The 20,996-nt window shown below is 56.9% G+C and carries 19 protein-coding genes; 8 read left to right on the forward strand and 11 right to left on the reverse strand.

The window, feature by feature from the left end; genetic code table 11:
- Positions 1–6: 6 nt before the first annotated feature.
- Genes rutG through rutA form a run of 7 tightly spaced genes read right to left on the reverse strand, consistent with a single transcriptional unit; the run spans position 7 to position 5,429 of the window.
- A complete protein-coding gene (rutG, locus tag ABLV07_RS08470; protein WP_126027511.1) occupies positions 7–1,329 on the reverse strand; it encodes a pyrimidine utilization transport protein G in 1,323 nt (440 codons plus the stop codon).
- A gap of 21 nt (positions 1,330–1,350) precedes the next feature.
- Entirely contained in the window at positions 1,351–1,845 is a 495-nt protein-coding gene (gene rutF / locus ABLV07_RS08475; RefSeq protein WP_020079167.1) for an NADH-dependent FMN reductase RutF, read from the reverse strand.
- A 10-nt stretch (positions 1,846–1,855) separates the two neighbouring features.
- Positions 1,856–2,446 carry a malonic semialdehyde reductase gene (locus ABLV07_RS08480; protein WP_020079166.1) on the reverse strand — a complete coding sequence of 197 codons (591 nt, stop codon included), beginning with the start codon at positions 2,444–2,446 and terminating at the stop codon, positions 1,856–1,858.
- Positions 2,443–3,246, reverse strand: a complete 804-nt coding sequence (gene rutD / locus ABLV07_RS08485; protein ID WP_020079165.1) for a pyrimidine utilization protein D — start codon at positions 3,244–3,246, stop codon at positions 2,443–2,445. Before rutD ends, ABLV07_RS08480 begins: the two co-directional genes overlap by 4 nt.
- Positions 3,243–3,635 (reverse strand): pyrimidine utilization protein C, encoded by a 393-nt coding sequence (rutC, locus tag ABLV07_RS08490; RefSeq protein WP_020079164.1) that lies wholly within the window; start codon positions 3,633–3,635, stop codon positions 3,243–3,245. The genes rutD and rutC overlap by 4 nt, the downstream gene beginning before the upstream one ends.
- Entirely contained in the window at positions 3,628–4,338 is a 711-nt protein-coding gene (rutB, locus tag ABLV07_RS08495; protein ID WP_020079163.1) for a pyrimidine utilization protein B, read from the reverse strand. Before rutB ends, rutC begins: the two co-directional genes overlap by 8 nt.
- On the reverse strand, positions 4,338–5,429 hold the full coding sequence (rutA, locus tag ABLV07_RS08500) for a pyrimidine utilization protein A (RefSeq protein WP_020079162.1): 1,092 nt from the start codon (positions 5,427–5,429) through the stop codon (positions 4,338–4,340). The genes rutB and rutA overlap by 1 nt, the downstream gene beginning before the upstream one ends.
- A gap of 284 nt (positions 5,430–5,713) precedes the next feature.
- Here rutA and rutR point away from each other — a divergent pair, with 284 nt between their 5' ends.
- Positions 5,714–6,352 carry an HTH-type transcriptional regulator RutR gene (gene rutR / locus ABLV07_RS08505; protein WP_015367241.1) on the forward strand — a complete coding sequence of 213 codons (639 nt, stop codon included), beginning with the start codon at positions 5,714–5,716 and terminating at the stop codon, positions 6,350–6,352.
- On the opposite strand, the gene ABLV07_RS08510 is transcribed toward rutR, so the two are convergent.
- Together ABLV07_RS08510 and putA are read right to left on the reverse strand one after the other, a co-directional pair.
- The gene (locus ABLV07_RS08510) at positions 6,349–6,744 is read right to left on the reverse strand and encodes a lysozyme inhibitor LprI family protein (protein ID WP_015367240.1); all 396 of its coding nucleotides are present in this window, start codon (positions 6,742–6,744) and stop codon (positions 6,349–6,351) included. The two genes, rutR and ABLV07_RS08510, sit on opposite strands and share 4 nt — an antisense overlap.
- A 166-nt stretch (positions 6,745–6,910) precedes the next feature.
- The gene (gene putA, locus ABLV07_RS08515) at positions 6,911–10,873 is read right to left on the reverse strand and encodes a trifunctional transcriptional regulator/proline dehydrogenase/L-glutamate gamma-semialdehyde dehydrogenase (RefSeq protein ID WP_126027510.1); all 3,963 of its coding nucleotides are present in this window, start codon (positions 10,871–10,873) and stop codon (positions 6,911–6,913) included.
- A gap of 422 nt (positions 10,874–11,295) precedes the next feature.
- On the opposite strand from putA, the gene putP reads away from it, so the two are divergent.
- Entirely contained in the window at positions 11,296–12,804 is a 1,509-nt protein-coding gene (gene putP / locus ABLV07_RS08520) for a sodium/proline symporter PutP (protein WP_015704992.1), read from the forward strand.
- 96 nt (positions 12,805–12,900) lie between these two features.
- Here the strand turns inward: putP and ABLV07_RS08525 are convergent, their stop codons facing one another.
- Complete coding sequence (locus ABLV07_RS08525) at positions 12,901–13,989, reverse strand: AI-2E family transporter (protein WP_020079160.1); 1,089 nt, start codon at positions 13,987–13,989, stop codon at positions 12,901–12,903.
- Between the two features lie 241 nt (positions 13,990–14,230).
- On the opposite strand from ABLV07_RS08525, the gene ABLV07_RS08530 reads away from it, so the two are divergent.
- Positions 14,231–14,665: a DUF3574 domain-containing protein gene (locus ABLV07_RS08530; protein ID WP_015704994.1), complete on the forward strand. Its 435-nt coding sequence runs from the start codon at positions 14,231–14,233 to the stop codon at positions 14,663–14,665.
- 33 nt (positions 14,666–14,698) lie between these two features.
- On the opposite strand, the gene ABLV07_RS08535 is transcribed toward ABLV07_RS08530, so the two are convergent.
- Positions 14,699–15,883, reverse strand: coding sequence for a nucleoside transporter C-terminal domain-containing protein (locus ABLV07_RS08535; RefSeq protein WP_020079159.1), 1,185 nt, complete (start codon positions 15,881–15,883; stop codon positions 14,699–14,701).
- A gap of 274 nt (positions 15,884–16,157) precedes the next feature.
- Between ABLV07_RS08535 and efeU the strand changes: the two genes are divergently transcribed.
- From efeU to ABLV07_RS08560, 5 genes are all read left to right on the forward strand, one after another.
- On the forward strand, positions 16,158–16,988 hold the full coding sequence (gene efeU / locus ABLV07_RS08540; RefSeq protein WP_015367234.1) for an iron uptake transporter permease EfeU: 831 nt from the start codon (positions 16,158–16,160) through the stop codon (positions 16,986–16,988).
- A 53-nt stretch (positions 16,989–17,041) separates the two neighbouring features.
- Positions 17,042–18,169, forward strand: a complete 1,128-nt coding sequence (efeO, locus tag ABLV07_RS08545) for an iron uptake system protein EfeO (protein WP_020079158.1) — start codon at positions 17,042–17,044, stop codon at positions 18,167–18,169.
- A gap of 4 nt (positions 18,170–18,173) precedes the next feature.
- A complete protein-coding gene (efeB, locus tag ABLV07_RS08550) occupies positions 18,174–19,457 on the forward strand; it encodes an iron uptake transporter deferrochelatase/peroxidase subunit (RefSeq protein ID WP_020079157.1) in 1,284 nt (427 codons plus the stop codon).
- Between the two features lie 510 nt (positions 19,458–19,967).
- On the forward strand, positions 19,968–20,756 hold the full coding sequence (phoH, locus tag ABLV07_RS08555; RefSeq protein ID WP_015367231.1) for a phosphate starvation-inducible protein PhoH: 789 nt from the start codon (positions 19,968–19,970) through the stop codon (positions 20,754–20,756).
- Positions 20,757–20,762: 6 nt separating this feature from the next.
- The coding region (locus ABLV07_RS08560; RefSeq protein ID WP_348861430.1) for a hypothetical protein at positions 20,763–20,996 on the forward strand (234 nt) is incomplete at its 3' end.

Raw genomic sequence — 20,996 nt, forward strand, 5'->3', positions numbered from 1 at the left:
CCCTGATTATACCGTAGTGGCTTTTGCCACCTTTTCCTGATGCTGACGGCGGTTAAGCAACGCATGCAGTAAAATAGCGCCGAAAGTCGCCGTCCCAATCCCTCCAAGGCGAAAGCCCCCCAGCGACAAGGTAAAATCGCCTGCGCCCAGAACCAGCGTCACCGCCACCATGATTAAATTCGCATTCAGGCTGAGATCGACCCGATTCTGCACCCATATCCGCGCCCCGGTGACCGCAATCAAACCAAAGACCACGATTGACGCGCCGCCAATGACCGGGCCTGGGATCGTATGAATCAGGGCGCCGAACTTGGGAGAAAAACCGAGCAGGATGGCGATCAGCGCCGCGGCGACAAACACCAGCGTTGAATAGACTTTGGTCACCGCCATAACGCCGATGTTCTCCGCATAGGTGGTGACGCCGCTACCGCCGCAGGCGCCGGAAAGCAGGGTCGCCAGCCCGTCGCCGACAAACGCGCGCCCCATCCAGGGATCCAGATTGCGCCCCGTCATTCCCGATACGGCCTTTAAATGCCCCAGGTTTTCCGCCACCAGAATGATGGCCACCGGCGCAATCAGCAGCATCGCCTGGCTGTCAAAGGTGGGGGAAGTAAAGTGCGGGACGCCAAACCACGCCGCCTGGGCGACAGGGGCAAAATCCAGCGGTTTACCAAGAGCGAATCCGTTGGCCAGCAGCGCATAGAGCGCACAGGCGATAATAAGCCCCATCAGGATCAGTAGACGCTGCAGCAGTCCTCGGGTAAAGACCGCGACGGCGCCGATACAAAGCACCGTCAGCATCGCCATCCAGCTGTCGAAGGCGTTGGCGGAAACGCTGTGCACGGCAATTGGCGCCAGGTTTAGACCGATCGCCATCACCACCGCGCCGGTTACCGCGGGCGGCATCAGTCGCTCTATCCAGCCGGTGCCGATTTTCATCACCACCAGACCGATCAGGGTATAGAGCAGCCCGCAGGCGATAATGCCGCCGAGGGCGATGCTGAGATGAGGATTCAACCCCTGGCCCGTAAAGCCGGTCACGGTGATGACCACGCCGACGAAGGCGGCGCTGGAGCCAAGATAGCTCGGTATCCGGCCGCCGGTGACGACAAAGAACAGCAGAGTGCCCACCCCCGACAGCAGGATAGCCAGGTTGGGGTCAATCCCCATCAATAAAGGCATCAATACGGTCGCGCCAAACATCGCCACGGCGTGCTGCACGCCCATGATCAGCGTTTGCCCGGCGGATAAACGTTCATCCGGGGCGACAACGCCGGCATCTGCGGCGGGGGTGGTTAACTGCCAGCGAGGAAAATCGAAGAGTGCCATGATGATATCCCGGGTGAGAGGTTAACAAACGGGCCGCATAAGCGTGTGATAGCCGCGGTCAAACCACATCAGGCCGCGCGGTTCCGGCTGGCGGGCGATAGCTACAACCTGGCAAAACAGAATGTCATGGGTGCCGACCTGTAGCCGCTGGTCGATGCGGCAGTCGAAACTGACCAGCGCCTCTTTCAGCCGCGGGCAGCCGGTCGCGCCGGTTTGCCAGTCGGCGGCGGCAAAGCGCTCATCCATTGCCGTTTTACCGCCAAAGAGCGTCGACAGGGCCTCCTGTCCGGCCGCGAGGGTATTGACGCAAAGGGCCTGATGTTCGCTGAATACCGGCCAGACCGAAGCCGAACGGTTGAGGCACACCAGCAGCGTCGGCGGGGTATCGGTTACGCTGCATACCGCGCTGGCGGTAAAACCGGCGCGCCCGGCAGGCCCTTCGGTGGTGATAATGTTGACCGCCGCGCCGACATGGGCCATGGCGTCACGAAAACTGTGTTGATCCGCTACGTTCATTACCGTCTCCTTATGCCAGCAGGCAGGCTTCATCAAAACTCAGGCGCGGCAGCCGGTCGTACAATTTGCCGGGGTCGCCATAGCCGATATTCACCAGTAGATTGCTTTTCCAGCCGCTGTTGGCGAAAAACGCCGCATCGACTTTCTCGCGGTCGAACCCCGACATCGGGCCGGTGTCGAGGCCCAGCGAGCGGCAGGCGAAAATCAGATACGCTGCCTGCAGCGAGCTGTTGCGAAAGGCGGTTTCCTCGGCCAGCTGCGGACTGGAAGTAAACCAGCTCCGGGCGTCGCCGTGCGGAAACAGCGCGGGCAGGCGCTCGTAAAACGCGTTATCCCAGGCCACGATGGCGGTGACCGGCGCCTGCATGGTTTTTTCCACATTGCCGCTGGAGAGCGTTGGGCGGAGTTTCGCTTTGCCCTCGGCGCTGCGCACAAAAACGATTCGCGCCGGTGAACAGTTGGCCGAGGTCGGGCCCAATTTCATCAGGTCGTAAATTGCCCGCAGTTGCTGGTCACTAACCGCGAGATCCCGCCAGCCGTTGTAAGTTCGGGCATGGGTGAATAGGGTCTCGCAAGCCTTTTGGTTGATTGCTTCGCTCATATATTCTCCTCGGCGACCGGCAGCAGGGTCGTCAGGCCGTCGCGTAAAATAGGGTTAAAAGTGTCGCTGTCGGTAACGTTACAGGCATGGCCGCCCCAGGCCATTTCCACGAGTCGGCTACCGGGAATCGCCGCCTGCAGCATTCGCGAGCAGGAGGCGGGGACCAGCAGGTCGTCGGTGGCGCTGATGATGAGCGTCGGGCAGGCGATAGCCGCCGCGCGGCGCGAAAAATCCGCCTGTTTCAGGGCCTGCAGCCTTTTCAGTAGATTCTCCTTGCCCTGGAAATGGCTAATAGCCAACGCGTCTTCCGCTTCAAGACGCGGCAGGCGGGCCGCCATCCACTCCGCCGGATAGAGAAACAGCGGCTGAGCCTCGACCCACGCCTGGGCGCCGCCGGCATGCAGCAGGCGTTCGCGGACCTGAAAGCAGCGGCGGGTATGCGGGGAAAGCGTTAGCCAACCGTTTACCAGCACCAACGCGCTGACCGCGCGCGGATAGTCGAGCGCCAACTGCATCCCAATCAGCGCCCCCAGGGCGTGGCCAACCAGCGCGAAGCGCATGATGCCCGCCGCCTGCAGGGCGCTGAACAGCTCCTGCGCCATCGTCGCCATGCTGTAATTTTCCGGCAACGGGCCGCGGTTCTCCCCGGTACCGTTATGGTCATAGCACACCAGTTGATAATGCTGTTCCAGCGCCGCCCGCTGCGCCAGCCAGTACGCGCTACCCCCGCCAAGCCCGGCGCTCAGCACCACCACCGGCGCGCCGGGCCACGGCGGCGGGGCGATATTGAGCCTCATCATGTTGGAGTACCGATATGGGCGACGCTGGCAATTTCCACCAGCGCATCGGGTTTCACCAGCCCGCACTGAATACAGAAACGCGCCGGTTTATCACCGGGGAAAAACTCGGCGTAAACCTCGTTAATCGCGGCGTAATTTTGCCAGTCGGTGATAAAGATACTGTTGAAGGTCACATCCGCCATACTGCCCCCCGCCGTTTCGATAACGCTTTTGATAATCTCCAGCACGTGACGGGTTTGCGCCTTTGGGTCGCCGGGGTAGAGCACATTGTTTTGCTTATCGAACGGCAGAGTGCCGGAGACATATACCACTCCGTCGGCGAGCGTCCCTGGAACAAAGGGGGCAATCGGCGTAGCGGTGCCGGGGGGAATAATCACCTGTTTAGGCATAGCGTTTCTCCTCGGTAAAAGCGAGCGGGGCTTCGGGTTCTATGGCGCGACAGAAGCTGCCGACGTCGCTGACCCAGCCGAAAAAGGTTTCAATGTTGAATAACGCCGCCTGTTGCGCGAAGGCGGGACCTGCCTGATGGGTGGCATCCTCCAGCACCACGCCGAAGTATTCGAGGAAGAAACCATCGCGCAGCGTCGATTCGACGCAGACGTTGGTGGCGATGCCGGTGAACACCAGGTGGCGAATACCGCGGCTGCGTAGAATGCTGTCGAGCGGGGTATTGAAGAAACCGCTGTAGCGCGGTTTCGGCAGGACGATATCGCCCTCCCGGGGCCGTAATTCGTCAACCAGTTGATAATCCCAACCGCCTTTTGCCAGCAGCTTGCCCTGTAGTTCCGGGCGTTGGCGCATGGTCTTCAGCGCGTTAGATTTATGGTAATTCGGCGAGCCGGGGCCGCCGGCTTCCACATACTGTTCGTCCCAGCCATTCTGGAACCAGATAATTAACATGCCGGCGGCGCGGGCGGCGGCCACCGCGAGATTAATATTATCGATAACCGGCCGGGTGGCGGAGACGTCAAAACCGGCGAGATCCAGGTATCCGCCCTGGCTTGCATAGGCGTTTTGCATATCGACCACGATCAGCGCGCTGTGCTGCGGCGACAAAGTCAGCGATTCCGGGCGAGCGGGAAGGGTAATCATCAGGCCACCTCGCGGGTAATGGGATCAATATGGTCACGGCAGCGCATCAGCGGCTGAATACGTTCGCCGAAGGCGTCAATGCCCTGCAGGAAATCATCGAAGGTCAGCAGTACGCCGTCGGTACCGGGGACCGCCGCCACCTCATCGAGCATACGGGCGACGTTGGCATAGGAGCCGACGAGGGTGCCCATATTGATGTTGACCGCGGAGGTGGGGTCGGCCATCTGACGGACGTTGGTATCGCTGCCGGAGCGGGTATCTTTCTGGCTCTGTTCGGTCAGCCAAGCCAGCGCCTCTTCATCCGCGCCGGCCTTGTAGTGTTCCCATTTAGCGCGGGCCGCTTCGTCAGTTTCGTCGGCGATCACCATAAACAGCACGTAGGAGCCGACCTCGCGGCCGGTTTTTTCCGCCGCCTGCATCATACGTGCGGCGGTGGGCGCGAAGGCGGCGGGGGTATTAACCCCTTTGCCAAAGCAAAAGTTGTAGTCGGCGTGTTGGGCGGAAAACGCCATGCCGGCGTCGCTTTGCCCGGCGCAGATAACCTTCATCGGCTGCGAGGGCCGTGGGCTAACCCGGCAGTCGTTCATGGTGAAGTAATCACCTTTAAAATCGCTGCGCCCGGTCCCCCACAGATCGCGCAGAACCGTAACGTATTCAGTCAGGTAGTCATAGCGGCTGGCGAAGTATTCATCGCCGGGCCAGATCCCCATCTGGTCATATTCCGGTTTTTGCCAGCCGGTCACCAGATTCACGCCAAAACGTCCGCCGGAGATAGAGTCGATTGTCGAGGCCATGCGGGCGACGATAGCCGGAGGGAGCGTCAACGTCGCGGCGGTGGCATAAATCTCGATCTTCGAAGTCACCGCCGCCAGACCGGCCATCAGGGTGAACGATTCCAGGTTGTGATCCCAGAACTCGGTCTTCCCTCCGAAGCCGCGTAGTTTGATCATGGAGAGCGCGAAGTCGAAATGGTAGTGCTCGGCCTTCTGAACAATCGCCTTATTCAGTTCGAAGGAGGGCATATACTGCGGTGCATGGGTGGAAATTAACCAGCCGTTATTACCAATGGGAACGAAAACACCGATTTTCATAACTACCTCTCTGTCGTCATGGAAGATGAAATTGCGCGGTGCGGCATCCTGCCTCTCCCCGAACCACCTCGCAGCGGAAATAAAGCAAAGGTAATGCCAGTTTTAAAAAAGTGTTTGTTATTAATGTGTTGTGAAATGGTTACTGGATTTAAGGATAAAAATGTGGACCGAATGGTCAAAATCAGTGCACGAAAAAACGGCAGTCATGCGCGATTGGAGTGCGCAGGGTCGTGTCGGCGAGGGGCTTTTGCTATGCTGAAGACGACTACTGAAGGAGAAGACGTATGGCACAGGGCGCCGTGAAAAAAACCGGCAAGCGTTCACAGGCGGTGAGCGCCAAAAAAGAGGCCATTCTGGCCGCTGCGCTGGAGACCTTCTCGCAGTTCGGCATTCACGGTACGCGGCTGGAGCAGGTCGCTGAACTGGCCGGCGTATCGAAAACCAATTTACTCTATTACTACCCATCAAAAGAGGCGCTGTACGTTGCCGTACTGCAGCGGATCCTCGCTATCTGGCTGGCGCCGCTGCGGGCATTTCGCGAAGATATCAGCCCGCTGGTGGCGATCCGCGAATATATTCGCCTCAAGCTTGAGGTATCGCGCGATCATCCTCAGGCTTCCAGGCTGTTCTGTCTGGAGATGCTGCAGGGGGCGCCGCTGCTGATGGGCGAACTGACCGGCGATCTGAAGGCGTTGATAGATGAAAAGTCGGCGATAATCTCGTCATGGATTGATAGCGGCAAGCTGGCGGCGGTCGATCCGCAGCACCTTATCTTTATGATCTGGGCGACAACACAGCATTACGCCGATTTCGCCACTCAGGTGGAGGCGGTAACCGGCGCAACGCTGCAGGATGAGTTGTTTTTCCAGCAAACCGTGGATAACGTGCAGCGGATGATTATCGAAGGGATCCGCGTACGTTAATTAGCTGGCGGCAGCGGGCAGTTTTGGTCGCCGTCTTCGCACTGAAGCAGCGAGGCGAGGAAGGCCTCGCGCTCGACGCTCTTATCGGTCATGCACTGGCTTATCAGCATCGGTTGCATACTGCCGCCTTCCGCGCCGGAAGCGAGAAACGCGCAGTCGGCATCACGCAGGGAAATCCACGCCTGCTGGGCTTTTTTCAGCAACTCCTGCTGTTGGCCGGAGGCGCGTTTCAGCGCCTGTTGCCAGGTCTCATTCAGCTTTTTATCGGCCGCCTGATATTGCGCGGCGGCGCACTGATTCATTTCGGTTTGCGTGTTGGCGTTGCTGCAGTCATCCGCCCACGCCGCGCCGCTGGCCAATAGGGCAGCGGCGGCAATTAAAGTGCGTTTCATCGTTCTACTCCCATAAAAAAAGCTCCCGTCCGGGAGCCTTAATTAAGCACAGCTGTCGTCGGCTGTCATTAGTTGAACGCGCCGTAGATTTCCCGGATGGCGGCCCGGCTACCCTTTGGCGGGGTTATGTAGCCCCGGTAAGCGTAGCGCCACCGGGGAGCCCGTTTTAGCCGATGGTCATCAGGCTGGCGTTACCGCCTGCCGCGGCGGTGTTGACGCTCAGCGAACGCTCGAGATACAGGCGCTCCAGCAGCAGATTGGTTTCACCGCGGGCAAAGCCCTGCACCGATACAATCGCCCCGTCGCGCGCCGCCACCTGCTCACACAGCTCGCGCAACTGATCGGAATCACCGTGATAAATGACCGCGTCGAAAGCCTGGCTGGTCAACTGATCCGCTTTCGCAAAATGAATGCGCTCACTGACCTCACGCGGCAGTTTCTTCGCCAGTTCGCGCTGCAGGGCGCTATCCGGCCACAGCACTTCACAGCCAACCGCCATTGCCGCAGCCAGTTGAATCAGCGCGTCCTGCTCGTTATCCGCCACGCACAATACGCGCTCGCGCGGCATCAGCGTCAGGGTATTGCGCTCGCCGGTTGGCCCTGGCAGCAGACGTTGGGTGCCGCTTTGCGCCAGATCGCTGTATTGCTGACACAGCGCCTGCAGTTCAGGACGGCCAGCCGCCCACTGCTGCAGCGCCTGCAGCGGTTTTTCCAGCAGCGTTTTCAACTGGGCGTCCAGCGGACGCTCTGCATCCTGGCGGGCGAAAGTGATGCCGACCGCGTCCTGCGGGCGACTGGAGAGCAGACGATACAGGTACAGCGGGCCGCCGGCTTTCGGACCGGTACCCGATAACCCTTCGCCGCCGAACGGCTGTACGCCGACCACCGCGCCAACCATATTGCGGTTGACGTACAGGTTGCCGACTTTCGCGCTGCCGGTGACCTGAGCGATGGTTTCGTCGATACGGGTATGCACGCCGAGGGTCAGACCGTAGCCGGAGGCGTTAATCTGCTCGACCAGCTTATCCAGTTCGTTACGGTTATAGCGCACCACGTGCAGAACCGGGCCAAAGACCTCTTTTTTCAGTTCGTCGAAGCTCTCGAGTTCGATAAGCGTTGGCGCCACGAACGTACCGTGATTCCATTCGCGGGCATCTTCGCTATTTTCACGTACCGCCTGGAAGACATTACGGCCTTTCGCGCGCAGCGCCTGAATATGGCGCTCGATATTCTCTTTGGCTTCCGCGTCGATTACCGGGCCGATATCGGTGGTCAGACGACCCGGATTCCCCATCCGGCATTCGCTCATCGCGCCGCGCAGCATGGTTAACGTATGGTCGGCGACTTCTTCCTGCAGGCAAAGCACGCGCAAGGCGGAACAGCGCTGGCCGGCGCTGTCGAAAGCCGAGGCCAGTACGTCGATCACCACCTGCTCGGTGAGCGCCGACGAGTCGACGATCATCGCGTTCATGCCGCCGGTTTCCGCGATAAGCGGCGTCGGACGTCCCTGCGCATCAAGGCGGTTAGCGATGTTGCGTTGCAGCAGCGTCGCTACTTCGGTCGAACCGGTAAACATTACGCCGCGTACGCGTTCATCTGAGGTTAGCGCGGCGCCCACGGTTTCCCCGCGGCCCGGCAGCAGTTGAATCACCCCCGGCGGTACGCCGGCTTCCAGCAGAATCGCTACGCCTTGCGCGGCGATAAGCGGCGTCTGCTCGGCCGGTTTGGCCAGCACGCTGTTGCCTGCCGCCAGCGCCGCGGCAATCTGGCCGGTGAAGATCGCCAGCGGGAAGTTCCACGGGCTGATACAGACGACCGGGCCCAATGGACGGTGGGTTTCATTATCGAAATCGTCGCGCACCTGACCGGCATAATAGTGCAGGAAGTCGACCGCTTCGCGCACTTCAGCAATGGCGTTGCTGAAGGTTTTGCCAGCTTCGCGCACCAGGATCCCCATCAGGGTCGGCATCTGGCTTTCCATTAACACGGCGGCGCGCTCAAGAATGGCGGCGCGTTCCTGCGGCGGGGTGGCGAACCAAATTGGCGCGTTATTGATAGCGCTGGTCAGCGCCAGCTGCACTTCGGCATCGCTGGCTTCGCGGACGTAGCCGACGATATCTTTCGGTTCCGCCGGGTTGATGACCGGCTGCATTTCGCCTTCGGCCACCGGCTGCTCCAGCATCGGTAGCGCCTGCCACTTGTGCAGCGCGCTGTTAAGCAGCGAAGAGGAGAGGGAGGCCAGACGATGTTCGTTAGCCAGATCCAGACCGGCGGAGTTGCTGCGGCCGTGACCGTACAGATCGCGCGGTAGTGGAATTTTCGGATGCGGCAAGCCGGCCTGTCCTTCCTGCTGCGCCAGTTTTTCGACCGCGCTGACCGGATCGGCCACCAGTTCGTCCAGCGGCAGGGTATTATCCGCGATACGGTTAACGAAGGAGGTATTGGCGCCGTTTTCCAACAGACGACGCACCAGATACGCCAGCAGCGTTTCATGGGTACCGACCGGCGCGTAGATACGGCACGGACGGTTTAGTTTGCCGTCGGCGACTTTGCCCACGACCTGCTCATACAGCGGTTCGCCCATGCCGTGCAGGCACTGGAACTCATACTGGCCAGGATAGTAGTTTTGCCCCGCCAACTGGTAGATAGCCGCCAGCGTATGGGCGTTATGGGTGGCAAACTGCGGATAAATCAGGTTCGGTACCGCCAGCAGCTTTTTGGCGCAGGCGAGATAAGAAACGTCGGTGTAGACCTTACGGGTATAAACCGGATAGCCTTCGAGGCCTTCCATCTGCGCGCGTTTGATTTCGCTATCCCAATAGGCGCCTTTCACCAGGCGGATCATCAGGCGACGACGGCTGCGGGTCGCCATGTCGATCAGCGAATCAATCACAAACGGGCAGCGTTTCTGGTAGGCCTGGATAACAAAGCCGATTCCGTTCCAGCCGGCCAGCTCCGGTTCGAAGCACAGTTTTTCCAGCAGATCGAGGGAGATCTCCAGACGATCGGCCTCTTCGGCGTCGATGTTAATACCGATGTCGTACTGGCGCGCCAGCAGCGTCAGCGATTTCAGCCGCGGATAGAGCTCTTCCATGACCCGATCATACTGCGCGCGGCTGTAGCGCGGGTGCAGCGCGGAAAGTTTAATCGAGATCCCCGGCCCTTCATAAATGCCGCGGCCGTTAGAGGCTTTGCCGATGGCGTGGATCGCCTGCTGATAAGAGACCATATAGGCCTGCGCATCGGCGGCGGTCAGCGCGGCTTCGCCAAGCATATCGTAGGAGTAACGGAACCCTTTCTCTTCCAGCTTGCGGGCGTTAGCCAGCGCTTCGGCGATGGTTTCTCCGGTGACGAACTGCTCGCCCATCAGGCGCATCGCCATATCGACGCCTTTGCGGATCAGCGGTTCGCCGCTCTTGCCAATAATGCGGTTCAGCGAGCGGGAGAGGCTGGTCTCGTTATGCGTTGACACCAGTTTCCCGGTAAACAACAGTCCCCAGGTGGCAGCATTGACGAACAGCGATGGGCTGCGGCCGATATGCGATTGCCAGTTGCCGTTGCTGATTTTGTCGCGGATTAGCGCGTCGCGGGTGGCTTTATCCGGAATACGCAGCAGCGCTTCGGCCAGGCACATCAGCGCCACGCCTTCCTGTGAGGAAAGCGAGAACTCCTGCAGCAGGCTTTGCACCATGCCGGCGCGGCCGCTGGCGGTTTTCTGGTTGCGCAGTTTTTCCGCCAGCTGGTAGGCCAGCTTGTGCGCCTGTTCGCCTAACGGCTGCGGCAGACGGGCCTGCTCCAGCAACATCGGTACCGCATCGGTTTCCGGGCGACGCCAGGCCGCGGTGATCGCCGCGCGGCTGACCGACTGCGGCAGAATTTGTTCGGCGAATTCGAGGAACGGCTGATATGGCTCATCCGCCGGAGCGCCGGCTTCATCACTTTCATTGGCGGCGCCGGAAAGGAGCGCCGGCAGTTCCGGCAGCGTCTCGTCGTTTTCCAGCTTTTCCAGATAGTTGAAAATGGCTTGTTTAATCAGCCAGTGCGGCGTGCGGTCAATACGGCTCGCGGCGGACTTAATGCGTTCGCGCGTGGCGTCGTCAAGTTTTACACCCATGGTAGTGGTGCCCATTGCGGGAACTCCTGTTAGCTATGTAATGCCCTTTTATTGGTTGCGTAGAAATATCACCTATGTTGCAACTTTGTGCAACCTTGTTAATTGTGACCTGGCTAGCAAGCTGAGAAATGAATGAATTGTTAATAGTCTTGATAAGAATTTCCAATAAATAGCCTCATTCAAATAACGTATTTATCTGCGTTGCTTAACAGTTTTTTCAGGTGCAACCCGTAAAAACGTGAGGGAGTGCAACCTATAGAAAATTGCTATTTTTCCTGAGACAACTTTCGTGTAAATGCTGTGTTAAATCGTTTGTGAAATACCGACGCATCCGTCAGGATACGCTCGCCCAATACAACCAATACGCCATTACCCCGTTCCGGTAGTGGCTAAAACGACAAAGTTGGACGTTGTCGAAATAAATTCTGGAGATTTGCATGGCTATTAGCACACCCATGTTGGTGACGTTTATTGTTTATATTTTTGGCATGGTACTGATAGGTTTTATTGCCTGGCGCTCAACCAAGAACTTTGATGATTATATTCTCGGCGGGCGTAGCCTCGGGCCGTTTGTTACCGCGCTCTCTGCCGGTGCATCGGATATGAGCGGCTGGCTGCTGATGGGGCTTCCGGGAGCAATTTTCCTCTCCGGGATTTCCGAAAGCTGGATCGCCATCGGCCTGACGCTGGGGGCGTGGATTAACTGGAAACTGGTGGCCGGGCGTCTGCGCGTGCATACCGAAGTCAACAACAATGCCCTGACGCTGCCGGACTATTTTACCGGTCGTTTCGAAGATAAAAGCCGCGTGCTGCGTATTATCTCCGCGCTGGTTATCCTGCTGTTTTTCACTATTTATTGTGCTTCCGGGATTGTTGCCGGCGCGCGTCTGTTCGAAAGCACTTTCGGTATGAGCTATGAAACCGCGCTGTGGGCCGGCGCCGCCGCGACGATCGTTTATACCTTCGTGGGCGGTTTCCTGGCGGTGAGCTGGACCGATACCGTGCAGGCCAGCCTGATGATCTTCGCGCTGATTTTAACGCCGGTGATGGTGATTATCTCGGTCGGCGGTTTCGGCGATTCGCTGGAGGTGATTAAGCAAAAAAGCATCGAAAATATCGACATGCTTAAGGGACTGAACTTCGTGGCGATTATTTCGCTGATGGGTTGGGGTCTGGGTTATTTCGGTCAGCCGCATATTCTGGCGCGCTTTATGGCGGCGGATTCGCACCACAGTATCGTTCATGCCCGTCGTATTAGTATGACCTGGATGATCCTCTGTCTGGCGGGCGCGGTATCGGTCGGTTTCTTCGGTATCGCCTACTTTAATAACAACCCGAGCCTGGCGGGCGCGGTTAATCAGAACGCCGAACGGGTATTCATCGAGCTGGCGCAAATCCTGTTTAACCCGTGGATTGCCGGGATCCTGCTGTCGGCCATTCTGGCGGCGGTCATGTCGACCCTGAGCTGCCAGCTGCTGGTCTGCTCCAGCGCTATTACCGAAGATCTGTATAAAGCCTTCCTGCGTAAAAACGCCGGTCAGAAAGAGTTGGTCTGGATCGGCCGCTTTATGGTGCTGGTGGTGGCGCTGATTGCAATTGCGCTGGCCGCTAACCCGGAAAACCGCGTACTGGGTCTGGTCAGCTACGCATGGGCAGGCTTTGGCGCCGCCTTTGGCCCGGTAGTGCTGTTCTCGGTGATGTGGTCGCGTATGACCCGTAACGGCGCGCTGGCCGGGATGATCATTGGCGCGGTCACGGTTATCGTCTGGAAACAGTTCGGCTGGCTGGGACTGTATGAAATCATCCCTGGCTTCCTGTTCGGCAGTATCGGGATTGTGGTCTTCAGCCTGCTGGGCAAGGCGCCATCGGCGGCCATGCAGCAGCGTTTTGCTGAAGCGGACGCGCATTACCACTCTGCGCCGCCGGTACGCGCCACCGCTGAATAAAGTAGCGAGCGCCAGAAACCGCAACGGCTCCCATCAGGGAGCCGTTTTTTTTCGCCGCCTGTACGGCCCGGCGGAAAGCTACTGGCGGTAAGGCGGTTACTTCGCCGCGCCTTCGTTTACCCAGTTCATGAAGATCAGATACCCGATGGAGAGCAGGGTCGCGCCAATAAACATCCCGAGAATGCCATCGGTGGCCATGCCGCCCAACGCGCCGAGCAGAACGATCGGCATCGGCGCATCTACGCCGCGGCCCAACATCAGCGGTTTGAGGACGTTATCGACCATTCCCGCGACAATCAGCAGGACGGTAAACACGACATTCACCGCGGTGCCGTGGTCGCCGGTCATCCACATAATGGCAATCGCCGGGGCGGTGACTAGTATTACCGGAATCTGCGCGATGCCGAGCACCAGCGCCAGCACGAAGAAGATGCCGGCGGCCGGGATCCCCGCCAACGCAATGATAATTCCCGTCAGCAAGGCCTGAATCAGCGCCACGCCAATAACCCCCTGCGCCACGGCGCGAATAGTGCCGGTGCACAGGCGGCTCAGGGCAAGACCTTTATTTTCATCAGTGATACGGATAGCGATACGTTTAGCGCTGTTGGCGCCTGCCGCGCCCCAGGTCATGATGGCGCCGGCAACAATAAAGGAGAGGACAAAGCCCAGCAGCCCACCGCCCATACTCGCCAGAACGCCGAGCACCAGTTTCGCCGCCTCGCCAATTTGCGTATGATAACTGCTCAGTACCGCCGGCAGGTCCGCCGAGGCCTTCAGCCAGAACGCATACAGCTTACCGCCGACGAGGGGAATAGAGGCGACGTTAGCCGAAGGCGGCGGCAGCGTCAGATCGCTTCCGCTGACCTTATCAATCAGGCTACCGGCGCTTTCGCCAAGCGAGGTCACCATGAAAATGGTCGGTATGACGATGATCAGCAGGCCGAATAATACCAATATGGTTGATGCCAGCCCCTGTCGCCCGCCGATACGTCGCGCGATGTGTTGATGTAAAGGGTAGAGGGTGACGGCCAGGATCAGCGCCCATAGCATCATGTTCAGGAACGGCGAGAAGACGGTAAAGCAGAAGGAGGCCAGCGCCAGTATCAAGCCGAACTTAATAAACATATCGAGAAAGCGGGTGACAATTCTTTTCTCAATATTAGCTAACTCATTATTTTCTATCATGAATTATTCCAGTTGTTATTTTACGCGGCCGCCAGGCCAGTTAAAAACGCTCAACTATAGAGAAGTCTTTGAAATAAAAAACGCAGGAAATAATTTAAAAAAGAATTTCGCCCAGGCTGTGTTTATCAGTGTAGAACAAAAGAAAATCTGCCGTATCGCCAGAGAGTAATGTTCGCGCATCTCTTGCTAATTCACTGAAAATACGCTGATATCTGTGTACAAAAAACAATGAGGATAGCAAATGAAATTACCCCAGGGCGCTGCGGCGCTGATCGTTGCCGCACTATTGGCAGGATGCGTGGCGCCATCCGAGAAAAGCGCCGCGCACGTTGATAATAACGGCTGTCAGGCGGATAACAGGATGATGCAAACCACCCTCTATTTCGGCCTTAGCCGCCCGGCGGGAAAAGATATTACCGCTCAGGAATGGCAGCAGTTTGTCGACCGCGATGTGACGCCGCGTTTTCGCGATGGCCTGACGGTATTTGACGCCCGCGGCCAGTGGCTAGGCAACAATGGCGCAGTCGCCCGCGAATCCAGCAAGGCGCTAATGCTGATTCATAGCAACGATGCGAAAAGCGAGCAGGGGATTGAAGCGTTGCGTAATACGTATAAGACGCGCTTTGCCCAGGAGTCCGTTATGCGCGTTGATCAGCCGGTCTGCGTACACTTCTGAAATGCAGGGCGGGGAGCTCCCCCGCCCGATGAGTTACAGCACCAGTCCGGCAAAACTGGCGGACAGCAGGCTCACCAGCGTCGCGCCATAGACCAGACGCAGGCCGAAACGGGAAACGGTATTGCCTTGCTGCTCGTTAAGCCCTTTAATCGCCCCGGCAATAATGCCAATGGAGGCGAAGTTGGCAAACGAGACGAGGAACACGGAAAGGATCCCTAGCCCGCGCGGCGTCATGCTGGCGGCAATTTTCTGCAGCTCGATCATCGCCACGAATTCATTGGCAACCAGCTTGGTAGCCATAATACTACCGGCATTTAGCGCGTCGCTTAATGGAATACCCACCAGCCACGCCAGCGGATAAAATACGTAACCGAGGATTTGCTGGAAGCTTAAGCCGAAAACGGTCGCAAATAACGCATTAACGGCGCTAATCAGGGCGATAAAGCCGATTAGCATCGCCAGAATAATCATCGCCACCTTAAAGCCTGCCAGGATATATTCGCCCAGCATTTCAAAGAAGCTCTGCGATTCATGCATCTTCTCTAGCTTTATTTCTGCTTCGCTGCCGGGGCGCGTAGGATTAATAATCGACAGCACAATAAAGGTGCTGAACATATTAAGAATCAACGCCGCCACCACGTATTTCGCATCAAGCATGGTCATATACGCGCCGACGATCGACAGTGATACCGTTGACATGGCGGTCGCCGCCATCGTGAACAGGCGACGTGAGGAGAGGTCCCCGAGTACGCCTTTGTAAGCAATAAAGTTTTCCGACTGGCCGAGGATCAGCGAGCTGACGGCATTGAATGATTCCAGCTTGCCCATGCCGTTCACCTTCGACAGCAGGGTGCCGATCAGACGAATAAAGATCGGCAGAATACGCCAGTGTTGCAGAATACCTATCAGCGCGGAAATAAAGACAATCGGACACAGTACGCCGAGGAAAATAAAGGCCATCCCTTTTTCACCCATCCCGCCAAATACGAAGTTGGTCCCTTCAGCGGCGAACCCGAGTAACGAAGCAAAAAATCCTGAAATATTTTTCACTACCCATAAACCGCTTTCGGCGTGAAGGAAAAAGAAAGCCAGGGCGATTTCAATAATAATTAACTGCAGAATGTAGCGAATGCGGATTTTTTGTCGGTCATAGCTGGCAAACCAGGCGAGGGCAAGAATAACTGCCAGCGCCAGCAGGAAGTGCAAAATTTGAGTCATGTTATTTATTTCGCAGATAAATCAGGACCGCCATTTAGCCACAGCGCTCCGGCCCGGTAAATATGTGGCATAAAAAATCATGCTATTTGCCATTTTAATGCTTAGTTGGTGAGGTATTTTCGCAAGTGACTATTTTGTAGCGATTAATTTACAACTAGTCATCATTCCCTGAACATTTCGCTTGTGTTTCTCATTGTTGTAATGATAATCACTATCAGAAATATTTACCTATCTTTGCATCCGTTGACTGCGGTTCACATTTAAGGGTTTCGGCATGTTTGTTCCATTTCTCATCATGTTACGCGAAGGGCTGGAAGCCGCGCTGATTGTCAGCCTGATTGCCAGCTATTTAAAACGAACCCAGCGCGGCAACTGGATCGGCGTCATGTGGATTGGCGTATTCCTCGCGGCGGCGCTCTGTCTCGGGTTAGGGGTTTTTATCAACGAGACCACCGGAGAATTTCCGCAGCGCGAGCAGGAGCTGTTTGAAGGCATCGTGGCGGTGATAGCGGTATTTATTCTCACCTGGATGGTGTTCTGGATGCGTAAAGTGTCGCGCAACGTCAAACAACAGCTGGAGCAGGCGGTGGATAACGCGCTGCAGCGCGGGAATAACCACGGCTGGGCGCTGGTGATGATGGTGTTTTTTGCGGTTGCCCGCGAAGGCCTGGAGTCGGTTTTTTTCCTGCTGGCGGCATTCCAGCAGGATGTGGGCATCTGGCCGCCGCTGGGGGCGATGCTCGGCCTGGCGACGGCGGTGGTATTAGGCTTCCTGCTTTACTGGGGCGGTGTCCGCCTTAATCTCGGCGTGTTCTTCAAATGGACCAGTCTGTTTATCCTGCTGGTGGCGGCCGGTCTGGCAGCCGGGGCGATTCGCGCCTTCCATGAGGCGGGACTGTGGAATTATTTCCAGAATGTCGCCTTTGATCTTAGCAACGTGGTATCGACGCATACGCTGTTCGGCACGCTGCTGGAAGGCATCTTTGGTTATCAGGAGACGCCCACCGTCAGCGAAGTGGCGGTTTATCTTCTCTATTTGATCCCGGCGCTGGTGTGTTTTGCCTTGCCGCCGGGCAGCAAAACGACAGCATCGCGGGCCGCGTAATTCAGGCGCCGCTGATTAATATAGTTACAACATACTTTTCGAAAGGGATGGCCATGATAATTCAATTTCGCCGTACTGCGCTGCAGTTAACCGTCGCCGCGCTGTTCAGTTCCGCATGCTACGCTCAGGCTGCGGATATTCCGCAAGTAAAAGTTACCGTCAACGACAAGCAGTGCGAACCGATGAATGTGACGGTGAAGGCGGGTAAAACCCAGTTCATCATTCAGAACCACAGCCAGAAAGCGCTGGAGTGGGAGATCCTGAAAGGCGTAATGGTGGTCGAGGAGCGTGAAAATATCGCGCCGGGATTCACGCAAAAATTGACGGCTAACCTACAGCCGGGCGAATACGATATGACCTGTGGCCTGCTGACTAATCCGAAAGGAAAGCTGATTGTCACCGGTGAAACCAGCAAAGATGCGGCGAAAGCCGATGCGGTGCTAAGTCTTGGCGAGGCGATTACTGCGTATAAAGCCTACGTCACCGCGGAAACCACGCAGCTGGTTAGCGGTACTAAAGCCTTTACCGATGCGGTAAAAGCCGGAGATATCGAGAAAGCGAAGGCGCTGTATGCCCCGACCCGTCAGCACTACGAGCGCATCGAACCGATTGCGGAACTGTTCTCTGACCTCGACGGCAGCATTGACGCCCGTGAAGATGATTTCGAGAAAAAAGCCGAAGATCCGAAATTTACCGGCTTTCACCGTCTGGAAAAAGCGCTGTTTGGCGATAACAGCGTTAAAGGGATGGAAAACTATGCTGAACAGTTGAACAGCGATGTGCTGGAACTGCAAAAACGCATTAGCGAGCTGGCCTTCCCGCCGTCGAAAGTGGTAGGCGGCGCGGCGGGGCTGATTGAAGAAGTGGCGGCCAGCAAAATTAGCGGCGAAGAAGATCGCTACAGCCATACCGATCTGTGGGACTTCCAGGCCAATATCGACGGCGCACAGAAAATCGTCGACCTGCTGCGCCCGCAACTGAAAAAGGATAATAGCGCGCTGCTGGCCAAAGTTGACGCCAACTTCAAAAAAGTTGATGTCATCCTTGCTAAATACCGCACGAAAGACGGTTTCGAGACCTATGACAAACTTACCACCGCTGACCGTAATGCGCTGAAAGGGCCGATCACGACGCTGGCAGAAGATCTGGCTCAACTACGCGGAATTTTGGGCCTGGATTAATTCGATGACACAACAGAAACCATGCGACGTGAATGAACCGTCACGTCGCCGCTTACTGAAGGGGATCGGCGCGCTTGGCGGCGCGCTGGCCATCAGCGGCGGTTGCCCGATGGCGCAGGCGGCGAAAGCGGAAAGCTCCCCCGGCACGCTCGCCCCCGATGCGCGTCAGGAAAAACAGCCATTTTATGGCCCGCATCAGGCGGGCATCCTGACGCCACAGCAGGCCTCGATGATGCTGGTGGCGTTTGATGTGCTGGCGGCGGATAAAGCTGACCTCGAACGCCTGTTCCGCTTGCTGACTCAGCGGATCGCCTTTTTAACCGCAGGCGGTCCGGCACCGGATACCCCGAATCCCCGATTGCCGCCGATGGATTCCGGGATTTTAGGGCCGTGGATTGCGCCGGATAACCTGACTATCACCGTCTCAGTCGGCCATTCGCTGTTCGATGAGCGCTTTGGATTAGCGGACAAAGCGCCTAAAAAACTGCAGGCAATGACGCGTTTCCCGAATGATTCTCTGGATGCTGCACTGTGCCATGGCGATCTGCTACTGCAGATTTGCGCCAATACCCAGGATACGGTGATTCACGCACTACGTGACATTATCAAGCACACGCCCGATCTGCTGAGCGTGCGCTGGAAGCGGGAAGGGTTTATTTCTGATAGCGCGGCCCGTAGCAAAGGCAAAGAGACGCCAATTAACCTGCTGGGCTTTAAAGACGGTACCGCTAACCCGTCGAGCCAGGATAAAGCGCTAATGGATAACGTGGTGTGGGTTACTGCCGACCAGGGCGAACCGGCCTGGGCGATCGGCGGCAGTTACCAGGCAGCACGTATCATTCAGTTCCACGTTGAGTTCTGGGATCGTACGCCGCTGAAAGAGCAGCAGACGATTTTTGGTCGCGATAAACATTCTGGCGCGCCGTTGGGGATGAAACATGAACATGATGTTCCGGATTATAGTCGCGATCCGAATGGTGAAGTGATCGCTCTTGATAGCCATATTCGTCTTGCGAACCCGCGTACGCCGGAGACGCAATCCAGCCTGATGATGCGCCGCGGTTACAGCTATTCGTTGGGGGTCACCAACTCCGGACAACTGGATATGGGGTTATTGTTCGTTTGCTATCAGCACGATCTGGAAAAGGGATTCCTGACGGTGCAGAAACGGCTGAACGGCGAGGCCCTGGAGGAGTACGTTAAACCGATTGGCGGTGGATACTTCTTTGTTTTGCCCGGCGTGATGAACGACCAGCATTATCTTGGACAATCTCTTTTGCAAGCCTGATACGCGTCCTGCCGGTGAAGGCAGGGCGTTTTCTGCTGTTTTTCTCGGATTCAATATATTTCCTGCCATGTGTTATATTTCTGTAATACAAATGACGGATAGTTTTCTACAGTAAGTTGAGAAATCATTGTTGCGTCAATGTAAAAAATAAGTTGCATTAAGAATATTTTTTGATGTACTTATTACATACGCGGTAGTTCCCGGCAGTGATGTCGCTCACTATGGAGATCGCGAATGGTAAGGTCCTGCAGCGGACAACGTAAAACCTCATACCGTACTTTCCAGCACGGGGGCCCAGCTTCCGGCAGCGATTCTCACTCTGTAACCTCATTTTCCTCCACTACTAATCAGGCTAACTCTGGCAGGGAACGCGGTGCGCGTAGCCGCGGCTCGTTGTCCATTCAACCGGCAAGCAATGGCTTACAAGGAAGCCAAACCTCAATCGTTCGTGCGCATAATCGCGTTGCTCTTGACGCGCGTGATGTAAACCAACAACGCAAGGTGCTATCCATGGGAAGACAAAAAGCAGTGATCAAAGCTCGTCGTGAGGCAAAACGTGTGCTGAGACGGGATTCGCGTAGCCATAAACAACGTGAAGAAGAATCGGTCACATCGCTTGTGCAAATGAGTGGCGTAGAAGCAATCGGCATGGCGCGGGATAGCCGCGATCTTTCGCCGATTGAAGCGCGTAATGAAGCTCAGGCGCATTATTTGAATGCCATCGACAATAAACAGCTGATTTTCGCCACCGGCGAAGCCGGGTGCGGGAAGACCTGGATCAGCGCGGCTAAAGCAGCTGAAGCCCTGATCCATAAGGATGTGGACAGAATTATTGTTACCCGTCCCGTTCTGCAGGCCGACGAAGATCTCGGCTTCTTACCGGGAGATATCGCCGAAAAATTCGCTCCTTATTTCCGACCGGTATATGACGTACTGGTGAAGCGGTTGGGCGCTTCCTTTATGCAATACTGCCTGCGTCCGGAAATCGGCAAGGTAGAAATCGCGCCGTTCGCCTATATGCGCGGACGCACCTTTGAAAATGCGGTGGTGATTCTGGACGAGGCCCAGAACGTGACCGCGGCGCAAATGAAGATGTTTTTGACCCGCCTCGGGGAGAACGTCACGGTGATCGTCAACGGCGATATTACCCAGTGTGATTTGCCCTCTGGCGTAAAATCAGGCCTGAGTGACGCGCTGTCGCGTTTTGAAGAAGACGACATGATTGGCATCGTGCGCTTTACCACCGATGACTGCGTGCGTTCAACGCTTTGCCAGCGAACGTTGAAAGCCTATTACTAAACGCTAGTGAGTGTGCAAAGCCCGGGATATCCCGGGCTTTGTTGTTTTCGCAGCATTTCCCCGGCGGCGCTGCGCCTGGACGGGCTACTGGTGGTGGTGCGGCCTGTGGGATTCCCGGCGGCGCTGCGCCTGGCCGGGCTACTGGCTAGTGGTGCGGCCAGTGGGATGGGTAGCCCGGGCGAGGCATTTATGCCGACCCCGGGAAGGTTTACCGGGGTCAGATGCGAAAAAAGCCCGTAC

Source organism: Klebsiella sp. CN_Kp097 (genome assembly GCF_040064495.1).
GTDB lineage: Bacteria > Pseudomonadota > Gammaproteobacteria > Enterobacterales > Enterobacteriaceae > Klebsiella > Klebsiella aerogenes.